Source organism: Eikenella corrodens, from assembly GCF_003990355.1.
Taxonomy (GTDB): domain Bacteria; phylum Pseudomonadota; class Gammaproteobacteria; order Burkholderiales; family Neisseriaceae; genus Eikenella; species Eikenella corrodens_B.
On sequence record NZ_CP034670.1, the window covers coordinates 84887 to 104379 of the forward strand.

21 protein-coding genes and 1 pseudogene are annotated in these 19493 nt (G+C 59.2%); 8 read left to right on the top strand and 14 right to left on the bottom strand.

All coding sequences use genetic code 11. From position 1 onward, the window contains the following. Window positions 1–59: 59 nt before the first annotated feature. Together ELB75_RS00525 and ELB75_RS00535 are read right to left on the bottom strand one after the other, a co-directional pair. The gene (locus ELB75_RS00525) at window positions 60–821 is read right to left on the bottom strand and encodes a toxin-antitoxin system YwqK family antitoxin (RefSeq protein WP_126982228.1); all 762 of its coding nucleotides are present in this window, start codon (window positions 819–821) and stop codon (window positions 60–62) included. A gap of 268 nt (window positions 822–1089) precedes the next feature. Then, window positions 1090–2634 (bottom strand): AmpG family muropeptide MFS transporter, encoded by a 1545-nt coding sequence (locus ELB75_RS00535; RefSeq protein ID WP_126984160.1) that lies wholly within the window; start codon window positions 2632–2634, stop codon window positions 1090–1092. A gap of 138 nt (window positions 2635–2772) precedes the next feature. Between ELB75_RS00535 and ELB75_RS00540 the strand changes: the two genes are divergently transcribed. Continuing rightward, entirely contained in the window at window positions 2773–2967 is a 195-nt protein-coding gene (locus tag ELB75_RS00540; RefSeq protein ID WP_126982229.1) for a hypothetical protein, read from the top strand. 166 nt (window positions 2968–3133) lie between these two features. Here ELB75_RS00540 and yjgA read toward each other — a convergent pair whose 3' ends face one another. The 8 genes from yjgA to ELB75_RS00575 form a co-directional block, all read right to left on the bottom strand. Next, window positions 3134–3691, bottom strand: a complete 558-nt coding sequence (gene yjgA / locus ELB75_RS00545; RefSeq protein ID WP_126982230.1) for a ribosome biogenesis factor YjgA — start codon at window positions 3689–3691, stop codon at window positions 3134–3136. 231 nt (window positions 3692–3922) lie between these two features. After that, window positions 3923–4825 (bottom strand): lysophospholipid acyltransferase family protein, encoded by a 903-nt coding sequence (locus ELB75_RS00550; protein WP_126982231.1) that lies wholly within the window; start codon window positions 4823–4825, stop codon window positions 3923–3925. Window positions 4826–4835: 10 nt separating this feature from the next. After that, window positions 4836–4961 carry a hypothetical protein gene (locus tag ELB75_RS12970; RefSeq protein ID WP_277600822.1) on the bottom strand — a complete coding sequence of 42 codons (126 nt, stop codon included), beginning with the start codon at window positions 4959–4961 and terminating at the stop codon, window positions 4836–4838. Window positions 4962–4967: 6 nt separating this feature from the next. Next, on the bottom strand, window positions 4968–5837 hold the full coding sequence (locus tag ELB75_RS00555; protein ID WP_126982232.1) for a DMT family transporter: 870 nt from the start codon (window positions 5835–5837) through the stop codon (window positions 4968–4970). Between the two features lie 527 nt (window positions 5838–6364). Then, window positions 6365–7162 (bottom strand): RsiV family protein, encoded by a 798-nt coding sequence (locus ELB75_RS00560; RefSeq protein ID WP_126982233.1) that lies wholly within the window; start codon window positions 7160–7162, stop codon window positions 6365–6367. Between the two features lie 184 nt (window positions 7163–7346). Then, window positions 7347–8255: a tRNA glutamyl-Q(34) synthetase GluQRS gene (gene gluQRS, locus ELB75_RS00565; RefSeq protein ID WP_126982234.1), complete on the bottom strand. Its 909-nt coding sequence runs from the start codon at window positions 8253–8255 to the stop codon at window positions 7347–7349. 89 nt (window positions 8256–8344) lie between these two features. Then, window positions 8345–9007, bottom strand: coding sequence for an NAD(P)H-dependent oxidoreductase (locus ELB75_RS00570; RefSeq protein ID WP_126982235.1), 663 nt, complete (start codon window positions 9005–9007; stop codon window positions 8345–8347). 208 nt (window positions 9008–9215) lie between these two features. Continuing rightward, entirely contained in the window at window positions 9216–10691 is a 1476-nt protein-coding gene (locus ELB75_RS00575) for an aldehyde dehydrogenase family protein (protein ID WP_126982236.1), read from the bottom strand. Between the two features lie 361 nt (window positions 10692–11052). On the opposite strand from ELB75_RS00575, the gene ELB75_RS00580 reads away from it, so the two are divergent. Next, the gene (locus ELB75_RS00580; protein WP_126982237.1) at window positions 11053–12129 is read left to right on the top strand and encodes an Ldh family oxidoreductase; all 1077 of its coding nucleotides are present in this window, start codon (window positions 11053–11055) and stop codon (window positions 12127–12129) included. A gap of 68 nt (window positions 12130–12197) precedes the next feature. Here ELB75_RS00580 and ELB75_RS00585 read toward each other — a convergent pair. Next, window positions 12198–12333: pseudogene (locus ELB75_RS00585) on the bottom strand (IS30 family transposase); the annotation flags it as partial. A gap of 228 nt (window positions 12334–12561) precedes the next feature. Here ELB75_RS00585 and ELB75_RS00590 point away from each other — a divergent pair. Genes ELB75_RS00590 through ELB75_RS00600 form a run of 3 tightly spaced genes read left to right on the top strand, consistent with a single transcriptional unit; the run spans window position 12562 to window position 14687 of the window. Then, window positions 12562–12984, top strand: coding sequence for a hypothetical protein (locus ELB75_RS00590; protein WP_126982238.1), 423 nt, complete (start codon window positions 12562–12564; stop codon window positions 12982–12984). Beyond that, entirely contained in the window at window positions 12977–14203 is a 1227-nt protein-coding gene (locus ELB75_RS00595; protein ID WP_126984161.1) for a beta-ketoacyl-ACP synthase, read from the top strand. Before ELB75_RS00590 ends, ELB75_RS00595 begins: the two co-directional genes overlap by 8 nt. After that, on the top strand, window positions 14184–14687 hold the full coding sequence (locus tag ELB75_RS00600) for a hotdog family protein (RefSeq protein WP_126982239.1): 504 nt from the start codon (window positions 14184–14186) through the stop codon (window positions 14685–14687). Before ELB75_RS00595 ends, ELB75_RS00600 begins: the two co-directional genes overlap by 20 nt. A 175-nt stretch (window positions 14688–14862) precedes the next feature. On the opposite strand, the gene ELB75_RS00605 is transcribed toward ELB75_RS00600, so the two are convergent. Next, a complete protein-coding gene (locus ELB75_RS00605; protein ID WP_126982240.1) occupies window positions 14863–15651 on the bottom strand; it encodes a DsbC family protein in 789 nt (262 codons plus the stop codon). Between the two features lie 159 nt (window positions 15652–15810). Then, complete coding sequence (gene earP, locus ELB75_RS00610) at window positions 15811–17001, bottom strand: elongation factor P maturation arginine rhamnosyltransferase EarP (RefSeq protein ID WP_164726753.1); 1191 nt, start codon at window positions 16999–17001, stop codon at window positions 15811–15813. 430 nt (window positions 17002–17431) lie between these two features. Between earP and ELB75_RS12585 the strand changes: the two genes are divergently transcribed. Next, on the top strand, window positions 17432–17596 hold the full coding sequence (locus tag ELB75_RS12585; protein WP_206501471.1) for a hypothetical protein: 165 nt from the start codon (window positions 17432–17434) through the stop codon (window positions 17594–17596). A gap of 62 nt (window positions 17597–17658) precedes the next feature. Beyond that, window positions 17659–18471, top strand: coding sequence for a peptide chain release factor N(5)-glutamine methyltransferase (gene prmC / locus ELB75_RS00615; protein ID WP_126982241.1), 813 nt, complete (start codon window positions 17659–17661; stop codon window positions 18469–18471). A 95-nt stretch (window positions 18472–18566) separates the two neighbouring features. Here the strand turns inward: prmC and ELB75_RS00620 are convergent, their stop codons facing one another. Continuing rightward, window positions 18567–18965 (bottom strand): helix-turn-helix domain-containing protein, encoded by a 399-nt coding sequence (locus tag ELB75_RS00620; protein ID WP_126982242.1) that lies wholly within the window; start codon window positions 18963–18965, stop codon window positions 18567–18569. 140 nt (window positions 18966–19105) lie between these two features. Here ELB75_RS00620 and ELB75_RS00625 point away from each other — a divergent pair, with 140 nt between their 5' ends. Continuing rightward, window positions 19106–19489, top strand: coding sequence for a hypothetical protein (locus ELB75_RS00625; RefSeq protein ID WP_126982243.1), 384 nt, complete (start codon window positions 19106–19108; stop codon window positions 19487–19489). Window positions 19490–19493 lie beyond the last annotated feature (4 nt).

Below are 19493 nucleotides of genomic sequence, written 5' to 3' on the forward strand. Positions count from 1 at the left end.
CCGTTATGGAAAGTTGCACTTCAAATACGAATCCGCCAGCCTGTACAGCTTGCGCCGGCTTAGCGCAGGTGTTTGCTCATCAAATAATTCACGCGTTGAAGGCCTTCGCGCAGCTGGGGTTGCACCTCCTCTGCCGTAGCGCTGCTGCCGTCTTCTTTCCAGAATTCGGTTTTAGCGGCACCCTCTTTGCCTACGAGCTGCATCAACTTGTTGCCGTTGGCGTAATAGTAGGTGCGCACCAGGCCGTTGTCGGTGTGGTTGTCGATGAGCTCGAACATCGGTTTGCCGTTTTCGTAGAAGCCCCTCATCTCTAAGGGCGTGTCTTTCACATCGGGTTCGCCCACAATGCTCAAAGCCAGCTGGCCGTTTTCGCCATACTTACCTGCGCGCAGCTGTTTGCCGTTGTGGATTTCGGCAAAACTGGTTAGGCGGCCTTCGGGGGTGTACCACACCACCAAGCCTTCAATCACATCGGAACTGAAGTTTTTCAGCTCGCTGTCTTTACCGATAACCACGGGGTTGATTTGCTTGGTGCGGCTGTCTTGGTAGAAATCCTGCACCACGGCGCGGCCTTCGGCGGTGCGGCCGAGCAGCACGCGGTAGTAGCCGCCTTTCATCGGGCGTTCGGCGACATCACCGTCGGCATCGTAGTAGGCGATGATGTTTTCCTTGGCTTCGCGCTGGCGCACGGCGGCTGCGGCCTGCTCGGTGCGGGCAGACAGCTGGTCGGCACGGGCGGGGAAGGCTTCGCCGCTGCCGGTGGCGGCACAGGCGCCGAGCAGGGCGGACAATACGGCGGCGGTAAGAATATTTTTCAGCATAATGAGTTTGCTCCTAAGAATAAAAACGCTGGGTGGCGCGCAGTCTACACCAAAAGGCGGACGGCGTGTCTACATGGGAAGGTTACGGCTTGTTTTGTATCAATATTTTTATAGTGAATTAACAAAAGTCGGGACAAGGCGACGAGCCGCAGACAGTACAAATATAGTAGATTAACAAAAACCAGTACGGCAAGACGAGGCAACGCCGTACTGGTTTTTGTTAATTCACTATAGCCAATCAAGATTGGTTTCGTTGGGATTTCGATTTTCAGGTAGCCTTTCTGCCCCGCTTGAGGCTACCTGAAAACCTACCCTGCAGCGGCAGTTTGTGCCCCACCAGCCACACCAGTCCGAGCACCGGCAGGCCTAAGAGCGCGGTGAAGAGGAAGAAGCCGTCGTAGCCGATTTGGTTCACAATGCTGCCGGAGTAGCCGCCCAGCGTTTTGGGCAAGAGCGTCATCAGCGAGCTGAACAGGGCGTATTGCACGGCGGTAAACCGGATGCTGGTGAGCGAGGAGAGGAAGGCCACGAACACGGCGCTGGCCAAGCCGCCCGCCAGATTGTCGAAGGCCACGGCCAAATAGAGGAAGAGCAGATTATGCCCCTGCCAGAACAGCAGGATAAACAGCAAATTGGTGGCCGAAGCCAGCACGGCGCCGAGCATCATCATGCGCATCACGGCAAACCGCTGCGCCAAGAGGCCGCCGAAAAAGCCGCCGGCAATCGACATCAGCACGCCGAAGGTTTTCACTGCGCCGGCAATCTCGTCTTTGCTGAAGCCCATATCGGCATAAAACACATTGGCAATCACCCCGGCCACAATATCCGAAATGCGGTATAGCCCGATTAAGGCCAGCAGCAGCGCGGCATGGCGGCCGTAGCGCTGGAAAAAGTCGGCCAGCGGCAACACCCAGGTTTGCCGCACCACTTCGCCGCGCACCAGCCCCAGCAACACCAACAGCCGACCCGTTAGCACCGCCGCCATCAGTGCTGCCGAAAGCCGCGCGCCCTCCCACAACAGGGAAAGCAGCGGCCCTTGGTTTTCAGGTAGCCACCCGCCAGCCCAGCGGAACACCAGCACAAAAGCCGCCACCGCACACACAAACAAGCCCACCAGCCGCGCATTGTCGCCCAGCGCCAAGCCGGCCGGCCGTTCACGTTTTACCGCAGGCTCGGCCACCCACAGTGTGGTGAGCACGCCGGTGCCCATGGTGGCTGCCATCAGCCAATATGTGTTGCGCCAGGCGGCATACAGATAATGTCCCTTTTCCGAGCCGAAGCCGCTGGCCAGCCATAACGCGCCCGCCCCGGCCACAATCATGCCCACGCGGTAGCCCGCCGTATAGGTGGCCGACATCACCGACTGCATCGCCGCATCGCCCGGCGCGCTTTCGATGCGGTAGGCATCAATCACCACGTCCTGCGTGGCCGAAGAAAAGCCGAGCAATACCGCCGCTGCCGCCATCCATGGCAACACCGCCGCATTGGCCGGGTTGAGCGCGGCCATCGCCAAAATCGCGGCGATAATCAGCCCCTGCGCCAGCAGCAGCCAACCGCGCCGCTGCCCGAAACGGCGCGTGAGCCACGACAGCGGCAGCGCATCGATTAAGGGCGCCCAGATGAATTTGAAGGAATAGCCCAATGCCGCCCAGCTGAACATGGTAACCGTGGCGCGGTCTACGCCGGCTTCGGTGAGCCACAGCGAGAGGCTGGAGAAAATCAGCAAAATCGGAATCCCCGCCGCAAAACCGAGCAACAGCATGGCCACGGCACGGCGGTCGGTATAGCCCGCCCACGCGCGCCGCCTCGGCATTTGGCCGTCGGCATGGGAAGAATCGGCTGGGCGTTGGCTGGATGAGGTCATGGTGCTGCTCCGCTGCGGGGTGGTAAAACTGGAAAACGCGGCATTATAGCGCGTTTGCCGAAACGGCAAGATTAAGCCACAATCGGGATGGATGCCCTCCCCCTGTTCAGCATATCCCAAACAGCGAAATCAAAAGGATGGAACTGCGATGTTCAACCAAGCCCGGCTGGCCGCAGCATAGCGGATTCAATACGGCATTGGCTCGCCCTGCCCTATTTTGATTTTCATCCGCTATCAGCACCAAGCCTGACACCAACCGGCAAACAAAATATAGTAAATTAACAAAAACCAGTACAGCGTTGGCTCGCCTTGCCGTAACGTGTGTACTGTCTGCGGCTCGCCGCCTTGCCCTGATTTTTGTTAATCCGCTATAAAGGCTACCTGAAAACTGGAAAACCGTTTTTCAGGTAGCCTTTTCTTGCTTTCTTGCTAGCTCGGGCCAAACCGCTTATTCCTGCTCCCCGCCCTGCCCGTCTTCCGCCTCCGGCGCGTCTGCGGCGGGGTTATCCGCCTCCATCGCTTCTTTCAGGTAGCGGTAGAGCGCGCGGAAGTGTTTGGGCGGCTTGGTCTGCTCGCGTTCCTTGCGCGTGTTGCGGATCAAGGTGCGCAACTGGCCGGCTTCGGCGGCGGGGTAATCGCGCAGGAAGGCGGTGAGCGCATCGTCGTTTTCCAACAGGGTTTCGCGCATCTGTTCCACGCGCTGCAAGAACGCGTTGTAAGCAGCGTGGCTGCCCTGCAGTTTGTCGAGAAACTCGCGGATCGGCTCCGGATCGAGATCGCGCATCAGGCGGCCGATGTATTGCGTTTGCCGCTTGAGCGCGCCATTGCTGTGGATTTTCTTATACATGGCAATGGCTTCACGCAATTCCTCGGGCAATTCGATTTTCTTCAAGGTATCGCCGGACAGGCGGGCAAGCTGCATGCCCAAATCCTGCAAATCGTGCATTTCTTTTTTGCGGCGGGTTTTGCTCACCCATTCTTGTTGATCGTCTGGCTGCTGTTGCATAGCGGTTTTCCTAAATCAAGTTGGCGGTATAGTGAATTAACAAAAATCAGGACAAGGCGGCGAGCCGCAGACAGTACAGGTAGTACGGCAAGGCGAGGCAACGCTGTACTGGTTTTTGTTAATTCACTATATTTTATAGCTGAAACAATGATTGCCCTACCTCGGGCGGCACGGCAAACCGACTCGGCAGGAAGGCGGAATATTTTATGCCGCGTTTGCCTGCGGCGGCTTTCAGGTAGCCTTTTGCCCGCCACCACTGCTTAGTTCCTGCGGCGGCAGCGGCGCACCGGCGGGATGTTTGTAGCGGTTGTAGGCAAACAGGTATTGCTCGGGGAAGCGGCGCACCCAGTTTTCCACGTTGCGGTTGATGATTTCGGCGTCGTGGGCTTTGTCGCCGTTGAAGCTGCCTTCCACGGGCTCAACGTGCAGGGCGAAGCCGCGGTTTTCAGGTAGCCTGATGCCGGCGAAAAACAGGGGGCGCACGTTTTTTACTTGCGCGAGGCGGCCGGCCAGGGTCATGGTGTAGGCGGGGCGGCCGAAGAAGGGCGCCCATACGCCGTCGCCGTGTTCGTCGGGCACATGGTCGGGCAAAACGATGGTGGCTTCGCCCTGGCGCAGGGCTTGGATAATTTGCTTCACGCCGTGCAGGTTGGTGGGGGCGGTACGGCCTTTGTCGCGCACGCGGCCGGCCTGCATGATGTCGTCTAAAATTTTGATTTTCGGCGGCTTATACATGGCGGTGAGCGGGAACGGCAGGCGGTGGCTGATGTAGCGGCCGGCAAGGTCGTAGTTGCCGATGTGGGGGGTGATGAGCAGCAGGCCTTCGCCGGCATCGAGGGCGGCCTGGATGTGTTCCCAGCCGTGGGTTTCCACAAATAGTGCGGCCACCTGCTCGGGGCTGCGGAAAAAGGCCAACGGCAGCTCGAGCGCGCCTTTGGCGGTTTCGCGGAATACGGCGCGGACGTGGGCGGCATCGTTGGGCAGGCCGGCGGTGTGCAGGTGGTTGCGGATGCGTTCTCGGTCGGCGTGGGCGAAACAATAAAGCAGGCCGTCTGCGCAGTTGGCGATGAAGTGCAGCACGGAAAGCGGCAGTGCGGCCAGGGTTCGGAAGAGGAAGAAAACGAGGGTGCGCATGGGGACGGCGTTAGGGAGGGTTTGAAGCGGTTTGGCGGTATTGTAATGGAAAAAGGCTACCTGAAAACAGACCGGGGCTGTTTTTCAGGTAGCCTTTTGCCTGGCGGCGGGCATCATCTCCTCCGTGGCGTTTCACGCAGCCTTATGCCGCCTGCCGCTTCTCCAACAGCTTCGGCGCCACCACCGCAACCGCCGTGGCGGCAATCACCAGCGCAATGCCCAGCCACGACAGCGCGGAAACGCGCTCGCCCAACACCAGCACCGCCAGCAGCGTGCCGAACACCGGCTCGGAGGCGGTGAGCATGCCGGAGAAATTGGCCGGCACGCTGCTCATGCCCTTGTTCCACAGCGTGTAGGAAAGCCAGCTGCAGCACACGCCCAGATAAAGCAGCCCCAGCGTGCCGGGCAGGTTCCAATTGATGTGCAGGCTGTCGGCAAAGGCCAGGCTCACCGGCAGGCACAACAGCGGCGCCACGGCCATGGAAAGCGAGGTGAAGGCGGGCGCGCCGATTTGGGCAATCATCCGCTGCGAGGGCCGCATGGTGGCACAAAACACGATGCCGCCGCCGAACACCAGCAGGCAGCCGAACAAGCCGATGCCGCCCTCCCCGCCGCCGCCGACAATCAGGAGTGCCACCCCGGCAAAAGCCGCCAGCCCGCACAGCCAGTGATACCAGCGGGCAAAGTCGCGGAAAAAGAAGTGGCCGATAAACACCATCAGCAGCGGCTCCAGCCCGACGATGGTGGAAGCGCTGGCGGCGGAAGTGTATTTCAGCCCCACGAACTGCAGCGCGAGCACCACCACATAGTTGCAAAACGACAGCCACAGCAGCGGCCGCCAATGCCGTTTTTCCAAGCCGCGCCCGAAACGCAGCGCGGCGGGCAGCACCAAGATAGCGGCCAGCAACAGGCGGCACAGCAGCATCAGGAGCGGATCGGTCATGGTGTAGGCGTATTTGGCCGCAATGAAGGCGCTGCTCCATAAAATGAGCGCGATGATTTGGTAGAGCACGGTGTTTCCTTAGCCGAAGCACAGCAGGCGAGAAAGCGGCAGTTTACTCCGCACCGGGCGGCCGGGCAACGGACGGATCAGGGCGGCAAACCGGCCGTATCGGCGGGCTTCGGCCGGCTGTATCCGTTTCCCGCCGCCATGCAAAAGGCTACCTGAAAGCGAAGCTTCAACGCAGTTAAAATGCGCCGGGTTTTTGCACTTTGCCGAAACCGCGCTTTCAGGCAGCCTTTGGGTGGCCGCCGGGTTTAAGAATCCGACTTACGGCTTTTCAGGTAGCCTGATATGGGGATGGGCTACCTGAAAAACGTTGGGTCTGTCAAACCAACCTACTTTACCGTGGCTTTCAGGCAGCCTTTGTCTCCTTAAAGGCTGCCTGAAAACTGAAATCGCGTGCGTGCGTTCCGCACACACCCTACCACGCGGGCTACACTTGCTATCCGCCGTTGATTTTGCATTGAAAAAAGCAGCCTGCACTTGGATGGTTCGAGTGCAGGCTGCTTTTTGCCGTTTGAACATCGGGGGCGGCGTTACGGTTTTGCGCGGTAATATTGGGTTTCGCGCAGGATTTCGGGTTTGATGATGCCCTGCAAATCTTTCACGGGAATGGTCAATTCGGGTCTGCCCAAAAAGTATGCGCCGATTTCGTAGGTTTGATACAGGAAGGTTAGGCCGTTTTTGTCAAAACGCCAGTTGCCGGTGGCGGAAAAGCCTTCTTTGTTGAAATTGTCCACATATTCGCGCGCGGCTTGTTCGCTGTCTTCGAAAGTTCCCGTCAGATATTTGATATAGGCTTCTTTAAGCAGGTGTGTCAGCTTGGCTTTCTGGCCGGGCAGCAGGATGTCGTCCAGTGTCAGCGGTTTCGGGTTGGGTGTGCCGCGTTTCAGCACGGTCAGCGTTTGGACTCCGTTGCCGTGCGTGCCGCAGAGATATTGCCAATTTTCGCGGTCGAATACGGCGTAATGGGGCGTGTAGCCGCCCAGTTCCAGCGTGTCGACAAGGCGCAGGCTGCATATATTGCTATCTCCGCCGTTACGCCGAATTTCGCGGTTGCTTTGATTGGCCAGTTTCACATTTTCGCTGCGGTCCAGTGCGGCTTGGACGGAACGGCGGGTGGGCAGTCGGCCGCCCATTTGTTTTCTGACCCAGTTGTCCAGATGGCGGTCGCCCGTGACCGGATAGGCAACGGTGGATTCATGGTAGTTCCCGTGATCGTGGGTTTTGGCTTCCAATGTAATAGTTTTGAAGGGCAGCGGTGCGGGGGCAGCCTGCACATGGGCGGTAAAGGCGGCGGAAAGCAGCGCGGTAGCAAGCGTTTTGGTCAACATGAGGGTTCCTTTAAGTTGGGCGGCGTTAAATGTTTGCCGATGAAAAATTAGCCCTTGCACGAATGCGGTGGCGCTTATTGGCCGGGGCTTTGAAAAGCAGCCTGCACTTGGAAAACAAAGGTGCAGGCTGCTTTTTCAGGGTGGGTTAATTGTAGGAAATCACTGTAAACAACGCTACTGATTTCTACACCTTATCTGTTGCTGCCTCAGCCACTATCGGCCGGGTGGGCACGGTTTGCAGCCGCCAGTGTTGCACTGCCCAATCCAGCAGTTCTTGCGGTTTGTCCACTGCGGGCGCGGGCGGCAGTTTCAGGTAGCCCATCACTTGGCGCAGCAGGGCTTCTTTGCGTTGCAAATCCAGCGCGGGGGCGAGGGTTTGCTTCGACCATTTCTGCCCTTCGGCATTGGTGAGCAGGGGCAGGTGGGCGTAGTGCGGGGTGGGGAGGCCGAGGCAGCGTTGCAGCCAGATTTGGCGCGGGGTGGAAACGAGCAAATCCTGCCCGCGCACGATGTGGGTGATGCCTTGTTCGGCGTCGTCGGCCACCACGGCGAGCTGGTAGGCCCACAGGCCGTCGGCGCGCAGGAGGACGAAATCGCCGATGTCGCGGGCGAGGTTTTGCGCATAATGGCCAACGATGCCGTCGGTGAAGACGATGGTTTCATCGGGCACGCGCAGCCGCCAGGCGGGCACTCTGCCGGCGGCTGCGGGCGGCGGGGCGGCGAGCTGTGCACAGGCGCCGTTGTAAACGAAGCCGTCCGCGCCCTGCCGCGCTTGGGCATGCCATTGTTTGCGGCTGCAATAGCAGGGGTAGGCGAGGCCGCTTTGCTGCAGGCTTTGCAGGGCGGCGCGGTAGAGGGGGTGGCGGCGGCTTTGATAGGCCACTTCGCCGTCCCATTCGAAGCCGAATGCTTCGAGGGTGCGCAGGATATGGGCGGCGGCGCCGGGCATTTCGCGCGGCGGGTCGAGGTCTTCCATCCGCACCAGCCAGCGCCCGCCCTGCGCCCGGGCATCGGCATAGGAAGCCAGGGCGGTGAGCAGCGAGCCGATGTGCAAAAGGCCGGTGGGGCTGGGGGCGAAGCGTCCGATATACATAGGGAAGGTTTGATTTAACGGCGTTGGGGCAGGTTTTCAGGTAGCCTTTGTGCGGGATGAAGGCTACCTGAAATTTGATAATCAAAGGTTTATTCCACCCACTGCACAATCTCTTCCATCGGCAGGCGGGTTTTGGCGCGCGGCTCTTCGTTGCGGTAGCCGAAGGCGGCCATGAGGCTGACGCGGTATTCGGCGGGGTTGAACAGGCCTTTTTCGGCCAAGAAGGCATTCACTTCTTCCTGCCGGAAGCCCTCGATCGGGGTGGAGTCGATGCCGATAAAGGCGGCGGCGGTCATCATATTGGCCAGGGCGATATAGCTTTGTTTGCTGGCCCAATCGTGGAAGGTGCGCGGGCTTTCGGTGATGCGGAAGTTATGTTCGGCAAACTGCTGGAAGAAACCTTCGCGCATTTCTACGATATGCGGCGGAATATGGTGCACCCCGCTCCACATTTTGTGCCGGTAGTCCGGCTGCATCGCGGCTTGGGTGCGGGCGAGGAATACGATAAAGTGGCTGCAATCCATGATTTTATCTGCCGCGCCCCAAGCCAGCGGTTTGAGCTCGGCACGCAGCGCGGGGTTTTGGATCACGAGAAAACACCACGGCTCCAGCCCGAAGGAGCTGGGCGACAGGCGGCCGGTTTCCAAAATAAATTCGAAATCTTCACGGCTGATCTTTTTGGCCGGGTCGTATTTCTTGCAGGCATAGCGGCGGTGGAAGGCTTCGAGGACGGTTTGTTTGGTATCCGGCATGGCGGTCTCCTGAATGAGGCGGTAAAAAAGGGAAAAGCATAGCGGGGGCATGGGTGGAAGTCAAAAAGGCTGATTGGCAGGTTTCAGGTAGCCTGTTCCATCAGGAGGCTACCTGAAAAACCAAACAGCGAAGGCAAAGTCGCCTGCCGGGCGCAAAAAAAGCTGCCGGTATTCCCGGCAGCTTCGGTGTTTCCGCCAAACGGCAAAATCAATACATGCCTTCGCGCTCTTCGCGAGTGCTGATGTAGATGTTTTTCACCTGGGTGTAGGCGGCGAGCATCATTTTGTGCGTTTCGCGGCCGATGCCGGAAGTTTTGTAGCCGCCGAAGGGGGCGCCGGCGGGCAGGCGGTTGTAGCAGTTCACCCACACGCGGCCGGTTTCCAGGGCGCGGGATACGCGCAGGGCGCGGTTGATGTCGCGCGTCCACACGCCGCCGCCGAGGCCGTAGTCGCTGTGGTTGGCCATTGCGATAACTTCTTCTTCGGTTTTGAACTTAATCACGGTAGCCACCGGGCCGAAGATTTCTTCTTGGGCGATGCGGCTGTGGTTGCTGTCGGCGGCAATCAGGGTGGGCTCGACAAATTCGCCTTTGCCCAATGCGCCTTCCACTTTTTTACCGCCGGTGATGATGCGGCAGCCTTCCTGCTCGCCGATTTTCACATATTTCAGAATGGTTTCGAGCTGGCCGGCGTTCACTTGTGCGCCCATTTGGGTGTCGTCTTCCCAAGGCAGGCCGACTTTCACTTTTTTAAACTCTTCGGCCAGGGCGGCGACGAATTTATCGTAGATGCCTTCCTGCACGAAAATGCGCGAACCGGCGCAGCATACTTGGCCTTGGTTGAACAAGATGCCTTTTTGCGCGCCTTCCAAGGCTTTGTCGAAAGGCATGTCGTCGAAGAAGATATTGGCAGATTTGCCGCCCAATTCCAGTGTGGAAGGAATCAGCAGCTCGGCAGCGGCGATGCCCACGCGGCGGCCCACTTCGGTAGAGCCGGTGAAGGCGAGCTTGTTGAAGCCTTTGTGGTGCAGCATGTATTCGCCGGATTTGCTGCCTTTGCCGGTAATCACGTTGAGCACGCCTTTGGGCAGCAGGTGGTTCACTTTTTGGGCGAAAGACAGCAGGCTCAGTGAGGTGCTGGAAGAGGGGTGGATCACGATGGTGCAGCCTGCGGCCAGCGCGGGAGCAATTTTCCAAGCGGCCATGAGGAAGGGGAAGTTCCACGGAATGATTTGGCCAACCACACCGATCGGCTCGCGCAATACGATGGAGAGGTCTTCTTCGTCCAGTTGGTTGGCGCTGCCTTCTTCGCCGCGAATCACGCTGGCGAAATAGCGGAAGTGGTCGGAGGCCAAAGGAATGTCGGCGGCGCGGGTTTCGCGGATGGGTTTGCCGTTATCGAGCGTTTCCTGCAGGGCGAAAAGTTCGGCATGCTCATCAATCACATCGGCAATTTTGTTCAGAATGGCGGCGCGCTCGGTGGTGGTGGTTTTGCGCCAGGTTTTAAACGCGGCCTGTGCGGCGGCTACGGCGGCATCCACATCGGCGTCGGTGGCGTCGGTGAATTTAGCCAAGAGTTCGCCGTTGGCGGGGTTGTGCGATTCCAGCAAGTTGCCGGGCTTTGTCCACTCGCCATTGATGAGCAGACCGTATTCGCGGTCGAAAACGTTCAGATTTTTAGCCATTTCGTTGGTTCTCCTAAGAATTGCGGGCTGGTTGCCCACTTCCGATAACATAAACAGCATTCGATCGATGCTGTGGGCGCAGCATATTCTTTTTTGCCAACTCTTTCAAGGATGCAGCTTCCCCAACCGGGCTTGTTTACTGATTAAAGGCTACCTGAAAGCAAAGCTTCAACGCAGCCAAAACGCCGTGCAGGCTGCCTTGCCGCGCTATTGTTTCCGCAGGGCTTGCACGCTCTACTATTTGGGATGAAAATAACAATATAACAATAAATAATCAGCCTGCCGCCGCAGCCGCGGGCAGGAAAAACACATCAGGCCAGAACCGGTTTTTTGTTGCCGCAGAAGCGGAGGAGGATAAGCAATGCAAACGATTAAAAAAATTGATGCCGCAGCCCTACGCGCGTTTACCGAGGCCGCCTTTAAGGCATACGGCTTCGTGCCCGAAGAAGCGGCGCAGATTACCGATGTGCTGATGGCTGCCGACCTCTGCGGCGTAGACACACACGGCTCGCAGCGGCTGGAAATGTACCGCCAGCATATCAACGGCGGCTTCGTGCGCATCGGCGCCAAACCGGAAACCGTGTTTGAAACGCCCGTGTCGGCCGTGGTGGACGGTCATGCCGCCATGGGGCAGCTCGTATCGCGCTATGCCATGCAGATTGCCATCGACAAGGCCAAACAAAGCGGCATCGGCATGGTGTCGGTGCGCAATTCCAACCACTACGGCATCGCCGCCTACTACAGCAGCATGGCCGCCAGCCAAGGCCTGGTGGGCATTTCCATGACCAACTCCTTCCCCATCGTGGTGCCCACCTACGGCCGTACCCCGATGATGGGCACCAACCCCATTGCCGTGGCCATTCCCGCCAGCCCGACCGATTTCAGCCTCGATGCCGCCACCTCCGTGGTTGCCTTCGGCAAGCCCGAGGTATACCTCAAAAAAGGCCTGACCGCCCCGCTGGGCTGGGCGATTAACAGCCGGGGCGTAGACGAAACCGACCCGCAGATTATCGTGGAATGCGTACGCCAAGGCTTGGGCGGCGGCATGTATCCCTTGGGCGGCGGCAGCGAGCTGTTCGGCAGCCACAAAGGTTACGGCTATGCCGTGCTGGTGGAATTTTTCTCCGCCTGCCTGTCGCAAGGCACCACGTCCAACCACACCATGAAAAACGGCCATGCCGGCATCTGCCACCATTTCGCCGCCTTCAACCCGGAAATCTTCGGCGATGCCCAAGCCATCCGCAGCCGTTTCAGCGCCTATCTGCAAGAGCTGCGCGAATCGGCAAAAGCCGCCGGCCAAGAGCGGATTTATATCCACGGCGAAAAAGAAGCCGAATGCTGCCGCGAACGCAAACAAAGCGGTATTCCCATCCTGCCCAAAACGCTGGACGAAATGCGCCGCTTGGCCGAGGAGCTCGGGCTGCCGTTTGAGTGGTAGGGCTTGAATACGGCAGTAATAAAGGTTCTTGAATTCGGATTTCAAGCGCAACACTTAGGTACTAGCGGTTAGAACAGATTCAAGAATAAAACACTTGGCGTTTCGCAGCCAAGTGTTTTTCTCGGCCGGCGGTTCAACTCATCTTTAACCCTGCGTATCTCCCGATCAGCTGGTATTTCGGAAATCGGTTTGTTTGGGGAAGTATAGTGGATTAACAAAAATCAGGGCAAGGTGGCGAGCCGCAGACAGTGCACACGTTACGGCAAAGCGGGCCAACACCGTACTGGTTTTGTTAATTCACTATATGCGGCTAAGGCCGCCATCATCTCTAATGGCTGAAAAATCCGCAGCCTAACCTTTGCTTTCCAAGCAGCCGCGCCCGGCTTCGTCTATAATCCCGCCTTCCTTCCCGCCCCGAAAGGCTACCTGAAAATGACTTTGCCGAAATTCCTTACCCCCCTTCTTGCCACGCTGCTGCTTGCCGCCTGCGGTGCCACTTTCGCGCCGCAGGATTTGCCGCATTTGGCGGCGGGCGAGAGCCGCCGTTTCAAGCTGGAGCGGCTGGATGAAACCGGCGCGGCGGAGCAGGTGTCGCTGTTGGTGGTGCAGGGCGAGACGGGCGGGCAGTCGCGCTGGATTCAAACCGATGCGTTCGGTGCGCCGCTGGCGCGTTTGCTGGCCACGAAAAGCGGCTGGCGGCGCGACGGCTTCGTGCCGCCGAACCATGCCGCGCAGGCGGTGTTCACGGCAATGTTCCCGCTGTTGGAAAACGGTTTTTCAGACGGCCGGCCGCGCGAGTTGGAGGGCGGCGGGGCGAAATGGCGGCTAACGCCTTTGGGAGAGAATGATGAATAAGGCACGGGCATACCTCGGCCGGCCGGGTTTGGTGTCGGCTTTGGGCAGCGGTTTGGCGGAGCATTTGGATGGTTTGTTGAGGCCGTCTGAAAACAGCCCGCTCACGTTTTCCACCGAATGGGTGAAGGGCAAAAACCGTGCTTTCGGCGCGATAAACCGCCCGTTGCGCCCGTTTCCCGACCATCTGCCCGCCGAACACCGCAGCCGCAACAATCAATTGCTGTGGGACGCTTTAGCGCAAATCGAGCCGCAGATTCAGGCAGCCCTCAGCCGCTACGGCGCAGACAGAATCGGCGTGGTCATCGGCACGTCGGTGGGCGGCGCGGATGAAAATATCCCGCTGTTCCAACACGTTGCAAACGGCGGCGGCTGGGCGGACATTCCGTTCAAACAGCAGGCGCAACTGCTTTCCTCGCCCGCCGATTTTGCCGCGGCGGCGTACGGCCTGCAGGGCGCGTGCTACGGCGTATCCACCGCCTGCACGTCCGGCGCGCGGGCGCTCATCAGCGCGGCGCGGCTGCTGCGGCTGGGCGTATGCGACGCGGTGTTGTGCGGCGGCGTGGACACGCTCTCGCCGCTCACCATCAACGGTTTCGCCTCGCTGGAAGTACTTTCAGACGGCATGGCCAACCCGTTTTCGCGCAACCGCAACGGCATCAACATCGGCGAAGCCGCCGCCGTATTCGTGATGACCCGCGAAGATAACGGCGACGCCCTGCCGCTCTTGGGCTACGGCGCCAGCAGCGACGCGCACCATATGTCTTCCCCCCGCCCCGACGGCCTCGGCGCGGCGCAGGCTTTTCAGGTAGCCTTAAACCATGTGGGATTGCCGCCCGAAAGCATCGGCTGGATCAACCTGCACGGCACCGGCACGCTGCTCAACGACGGCATGGAAAGCCGCGCCGTGGCCGAAGTGTTCGGCAGCCACACCGCCGCCACTTCCACCAAACCGCTCACCGGCCACACCCTCGGCGCAGCCGGCGCGCTCGAAGCCGCCTTCGTATGGGGCATCGCCAGCCGCCGCGACAACCCGGAAGGCAGCCTGCCGCCCCAACTGTGGGACGGCCAAGCCGACCCCGAACTGCCGCCTATCGCGCTCACCGCTTCAGGCAGCCGGTGGCCGCAAGGGCGGCGCATCGGCGCGAGTTCGTCGTTTGCCTTCGGCGGCAACAACAGCGTCCTCATCATCGGAGAAGAACATGCCCCAATGTCCGATTAAACAACCCGCCGCCCTCCTGCCGCACAGCGGCCGCATGGTGCTGCTGGACGAAGTTCTATCCTACGACGACAACAACCTGCACGCCGCCTGCACCATCCGGCCCGACTGCATCCTGCTTCCCGACGGCGCCAACGCCCTGCCCGGCTGGCTCGGCCTCGAAATCATGGCGCAAGGCGTGGGCGCATGGGCGGGCGCGCATGCGCTGGACGCCGGCCGCCCCGTGCAGCTCGGCTTCCTGCTCGGCACCCGCAAACTCACCTTCGGGCTACCTGAAATCCCCGTCGGCACCGTGCTCGACGTACAAATCACCCTGTCCTGGCAAGACAACGCCACCAACATGGGCGTGTTCGACTGCGTCCTCACCTGCCGCACCCCGCCCCCCGACCGCGAAGACCTCACACCCGGCACACTGCTCCTCTCCGGCGCACTCAACGTATTCAGTCCCACCAGCCGCGAGGCTTTAGACGCGATTTTGGGGCGGTAGCGGCTTCCGCCCCGCCAAACCCGCCGCACTGCATTTTCAGGTAGCCTTCCTCCGGCCAAACAACCGGTTTTCAGGCTATAGTGCCCAACTGCATTCCAAAGCAACAGGCTGCCCGAAAACCGGAAAATGGTTTTCGGGCAGCCTGTTGTTGGTTTGCAAACTATCGGTGCAGGCCTTATTTCTGGTTGGCTTCCAATACTTTTTGCAATTCTTCTTTCGGCATATAGCCGGCCATCACCTTACCGTTGGGGAATACCACGGTGGGGGTACCGTTGAAGCCGTAGCGGTTGCCCAGCGCCATGGTTTCTTTCACCGGGTTTTCGCAGCCGGCGGATTCGGGCGGCACGGTGCCTTTGCGCATCCATTCGGTCCAAGCGGCGGTGCGGTTGGGGCTGCACCAAATGCGCACGGCTTTGGCTTCGGCGGAGGGGTGCAGGCTGGGGATGGGCATCATGAAGTTGTAGATGGTGAGGTCGGTCATCTGCTCGAATTCTTTTTCCAAACGGCGGCAGAAGGGGCAGTCGGGGTCGGAGAACACGGCCACTTTCAGCCTGCCGTTGCCGCGCACTTCTTTAATGGCGGAATCGAGCGGCAGGGTGGAGAAATCGATGCGGTTGAGCTCTTCGCGGCGGGTTTCGGAAAGGTTGCTGCGTTTGTTCACATCGATCAAATCGCCGGTAAACATATAGTTGCCGTCGGCAGTCATGTACACCAGCTGGTTGCCGGACAGGAACACTTCATACAGGCCGCTGACGGGAGCGGGGATAACGCTCAACACTTCCAGGCCTTGATCGCCGTAGGTTTGGGTGAGCTTGTTGCGGATAACGGCTTCGGGGCTGCCGGCGGGCGCGGAGGCGGCCGAAGCAGCAGCGCCGGAGGCGTTTTGCTGCGCGGCGGGCTGGGCGTTGCAGGCGGCCAAAGGCAGCAGCGCGGCCAGCAAGATGGCGGAGAGGGTGTGCTTCATGGGTTTGTTCTCATTAAGATGGTTAAAAACGGGCGCATTATACCGAAATCTGTGCGGGCGGGCTTTTGCGGCGTGTAAATGTAATTTATTGCCCGGATTGGTTTTCAGGTAGCCTTTGAAAGGCTACCTGAAGCTGTTTGGGCGGCAGCAATGTATTCTTCAGCCCAACAGCCCCGGCCAGCGCGCCAACACGCGCTCTACGGCATCGGGTTGGCGCAGCAGTCCGCCCTGCCATTGTTCGGCAGCCTGCTGCCATTGCGGCAGTTGTTGCAGCAGTTGCCGCCAGCTTTCGGCACGGGCGGCGGGCGTGAGTGCGGCGGCGTGGTTCAGGTCGTCGGAAAGGGCTTGGTGGGCGGCGGGCAGCGGGGCAAACGCGGCGGCTTTATGCCAGAAGGCGTGCAGCTTGGGCAGGTGTGCCTGCTCGGTCTGCGGATAGATGTGCCACAGCAGGGGTTTGCCGGCGAGCTGGGCGCGCACGAAGCTGTCTTCGCCGCGCACGATGGCCATATCGGCCAGCCACAGCACAGCATCAAATTCGGCCTGCGGCACAAAGCCGATGCGGATCAGCCGCACCGCACCGGCCTGCCACACGCTGCCGGGCCCGCGCAGGGCGTGCTCGGGAATCGCGCCGGCTTGGTGCAGGCTGTGGATAATTTGCCGGTCGGCCAGCCATACGTCTAAGGCTTCGCCCGCTTCCTGCCAGGCGGCGAGCCAATCGGCCCACTGTGCGCCGGCATAGCCGAAGCAGAAACATTGCACGGCGCGGCGCGGGGTTTCAGGTAGCCCCAAGTGGCGGCGCAAGGCGGCTTGGGCGGCGGGGTTGGCGAGAAAGGCCTGCTGCTTTTTCAGGTAGCCTGCTTCGCACAGGAGGCCGCCGCTGGTTTCGCTAAAACCCATCAGCCAAAAATATTTTTCCGTGCCGTCGGCTTGCAGCGAAGGCTTGCCGTGCATGGCTTCCGCCCAAGGTTCGGCGCTGAGGTATTCCCAATTGAGCCACAGCGGGCGGTGTGCGCGGACGGCGGCAAGCGCGGCGGGGGGCAAATCGCAGCCGAAGGTTTCGATTACTAAGGTGGGCGCAACTGCGGCCAATTCAGCCGCAATGCTTTCGGCCGCGTCGCCCTGCCAGTGGTGTGCCCGAATATCGGCGGGCAGCGGGGCATCGCCGAGCAGTTTGGCCAGCGCGGCGGGATGGTCGTGCCAGAGGGCTACCTGAAAACCGGCTTCGTTCAGTCGGCATGCCAGCCGCAGGGAAACGCCGATGTCGCCGTAGTTGTCGATCACGCGGCAAAACAACCAGGCGGCGGGCGGGGTGTCGGTATGTTTGGATGGAAAAAACGGGTTTGATGGCACGATAAATCTTTCGCTGGGCAAATCCTCAGACAGGACGGCAATTTACGTTAGCTGCGCGCTCTGTCAAGCGTTTTGGCGGAAATTTTTTTGGTTTTCCCACAAGGGGCTAAGGAAGCCGCTTTCGGATTGGCATAAAGGCTCAAATCTGCTGCTTGACAAGTTTCGCTTTCATTTAATCATTTGATATTTTTATACTTTTAAAAAATTGGCCATTTTTTACGCAACCTAAGCCAAGGCCTGATTTATCAGGAAATCTTACGCTTCCCACAGGGTTTTCCACAAAGTTTTCCACAGCTTTTGTGGGTAAGGGATAAAGCTGCAATAGCCGCGTTTTTTTGGCAGATTATTGCCTGCGGCAGATGGGCGGACAGGTTAGGGATGGATGCCGTTGGAGCACAGGCAGCCGACTAAATTTCAGGTAGCCTTCCGCATGGGCACACTGTTCAACTACGTCGGCAAAAACGGCCTATTTGGCATAGAAAATGGTTGCCAGGCGGGCAGGATGGGAGGCTACCTGAAAACATCGCTTCAATATAGCCGCTGCCATTTTCATTTTAATCCACTATCGCTGCGCAGAGCCGCCGCTTTCAGGTAGCCTTTTGCCGTGCCGTCGTTTCAGCTACCATAGCCGCCGTTTGATTTAACAAAGAAGCAACCATGACTTTTCAACAATGGCTCGATTCCTGCCGCCTGCCCCGCCTGGAGGCACGGCTGCTGGTGGAAGCCGTGTGCCGCATCTCTCATGTGCGGCTGATCAGCCGCAGCGGCGACGAGCTGCCGCAGCCGCAGCGCGCCGTACTCGATATGCTGGCCGCGCGCCGCCGCCGGGGCGAGCCGATGGCTTATTTGCTCGGCAGCCGCGAGTTTTACGGCAGAAGTTTCCGCGTGTCGCCAGCCGTGCTGATTCCGCGCCCCGAAACCGAGCTTTTGGTGGAGGCCGCGCTTGCACGCCTGCCCCCGGGCGGGCGGCTGTGGGATTTGGGCTGCGGCAGTGGCATCATTGGCATTACCGTGGCGCTGGAACGATCCGATGCCGCCGTACGCGCTTCCGACATCAGCCACGATACGCTGACTGTGGCGCAAGCCAATGCCGCTGTGCTGGGCGCAAGCATCGAATGGGCGCAAGGCTCATGGTTTGCGGCTCTGCCCGCGGCAGAAGGCCTGTTCGACATCATCGCCAGCAATCCGCCCTACATCGAGGCTGGCGACGAACACCTGACACAAGGCGACCTGCGCTTCGAGCCCACCGCCGCACTCACCGATTTTGCCGACGGCCTCAGCCATATCCGCACCCTCGCCGCCCAAGCCCAAGGCTGCCTGAAACCGGGCGGCTGGCTGCTGCTGGAACACGGCTGGAACCAAGGCGAAGCCGTGCGCGGCATTTTGGCCGAACACGGCTGGCAGCAGGTGGATACCCTGCGCGACTTGGCCGGGCTGGATAGGGTGAGCATCGGGCGGAAGGCGGTATAGCGGAAACGCGGCAGCCGCCATATTCAACGAAAGGCTACCTGAAAACCGGTTTGCGGTTTTCAGGTAGCCTTTAGTCTGTCGGACAGCCGGGTGGTTTATTCCTGCCGGACGTGTTGTTTCAGCAGGGCGATGATTTCCTGCTGGGCGGCGAGCTCTTTGTTTTTCTGTTCGATGATTTCATCTTTGTGGGCGACGATCAGCTTCAATTTTTCGATTTCGGCCGCCAGATCGGACGAGCCATAGTAATTGGCGCTGGTGTGGTCTTGCGTTTCTTGCAGGAAGAAGAAAACGTTTTTCTCGCCGTCGGATACCAAATCGGAGAGGTTGATGTTGAAAATTTGGGCGATCTGGCTGAGTTTGTCCAGATAAAGCTTGGTTTCGCCGCACTCGATTTTGGCATATCCGTTGTGCGACATACCCAAGCGCTCGGCCATCTCCTCTTGCGACCAATGATTGAATTCCCGCAGCATTCTGATTTTGTCGTTTACATTCATTAAGACACCTTGTTCGGTTAAAGTTGCCCACCAGTCGGGTTTTTTCTGCCCTAAGCGTGGCTGGTTTGGCGGCAACGGCTGAATTTACAATGTGATTGTAACATTGAAACAACCGTCAATATCACTTACAGGAGGGCAAAATGAATTCCATCCACGATTTTCTCCGCAAAACGCTGGGCGGCCTGACAACGGCCTATTATGTTCGGCATTTCTTATTTGGTTTAGTGCTTTATGGCGGGGTGGTTTGGATGTCCGTCCAGACGGGGAATCTACGCCATATCCCGCTGTTTACCCTGTGCCAGTTCCTGTATCCTTACTCCCGGTTCGTTTATGAGAGCGTTGTCGGTTTCATCCTCGGCAGGAATATTGTTTTGGTCAATCCGATCGTGATGCTGGTGAGCAAAATCTTCACCATTACCTTGTGCTGGACAATGTCTGTTTTTATCGCGCCCTTCGGCTTGGCCTATCTCTATTTCTATCACTCCAAGCAAGAGCGGCAGCAACAGCAACAACCGGAGCAATAGGCTC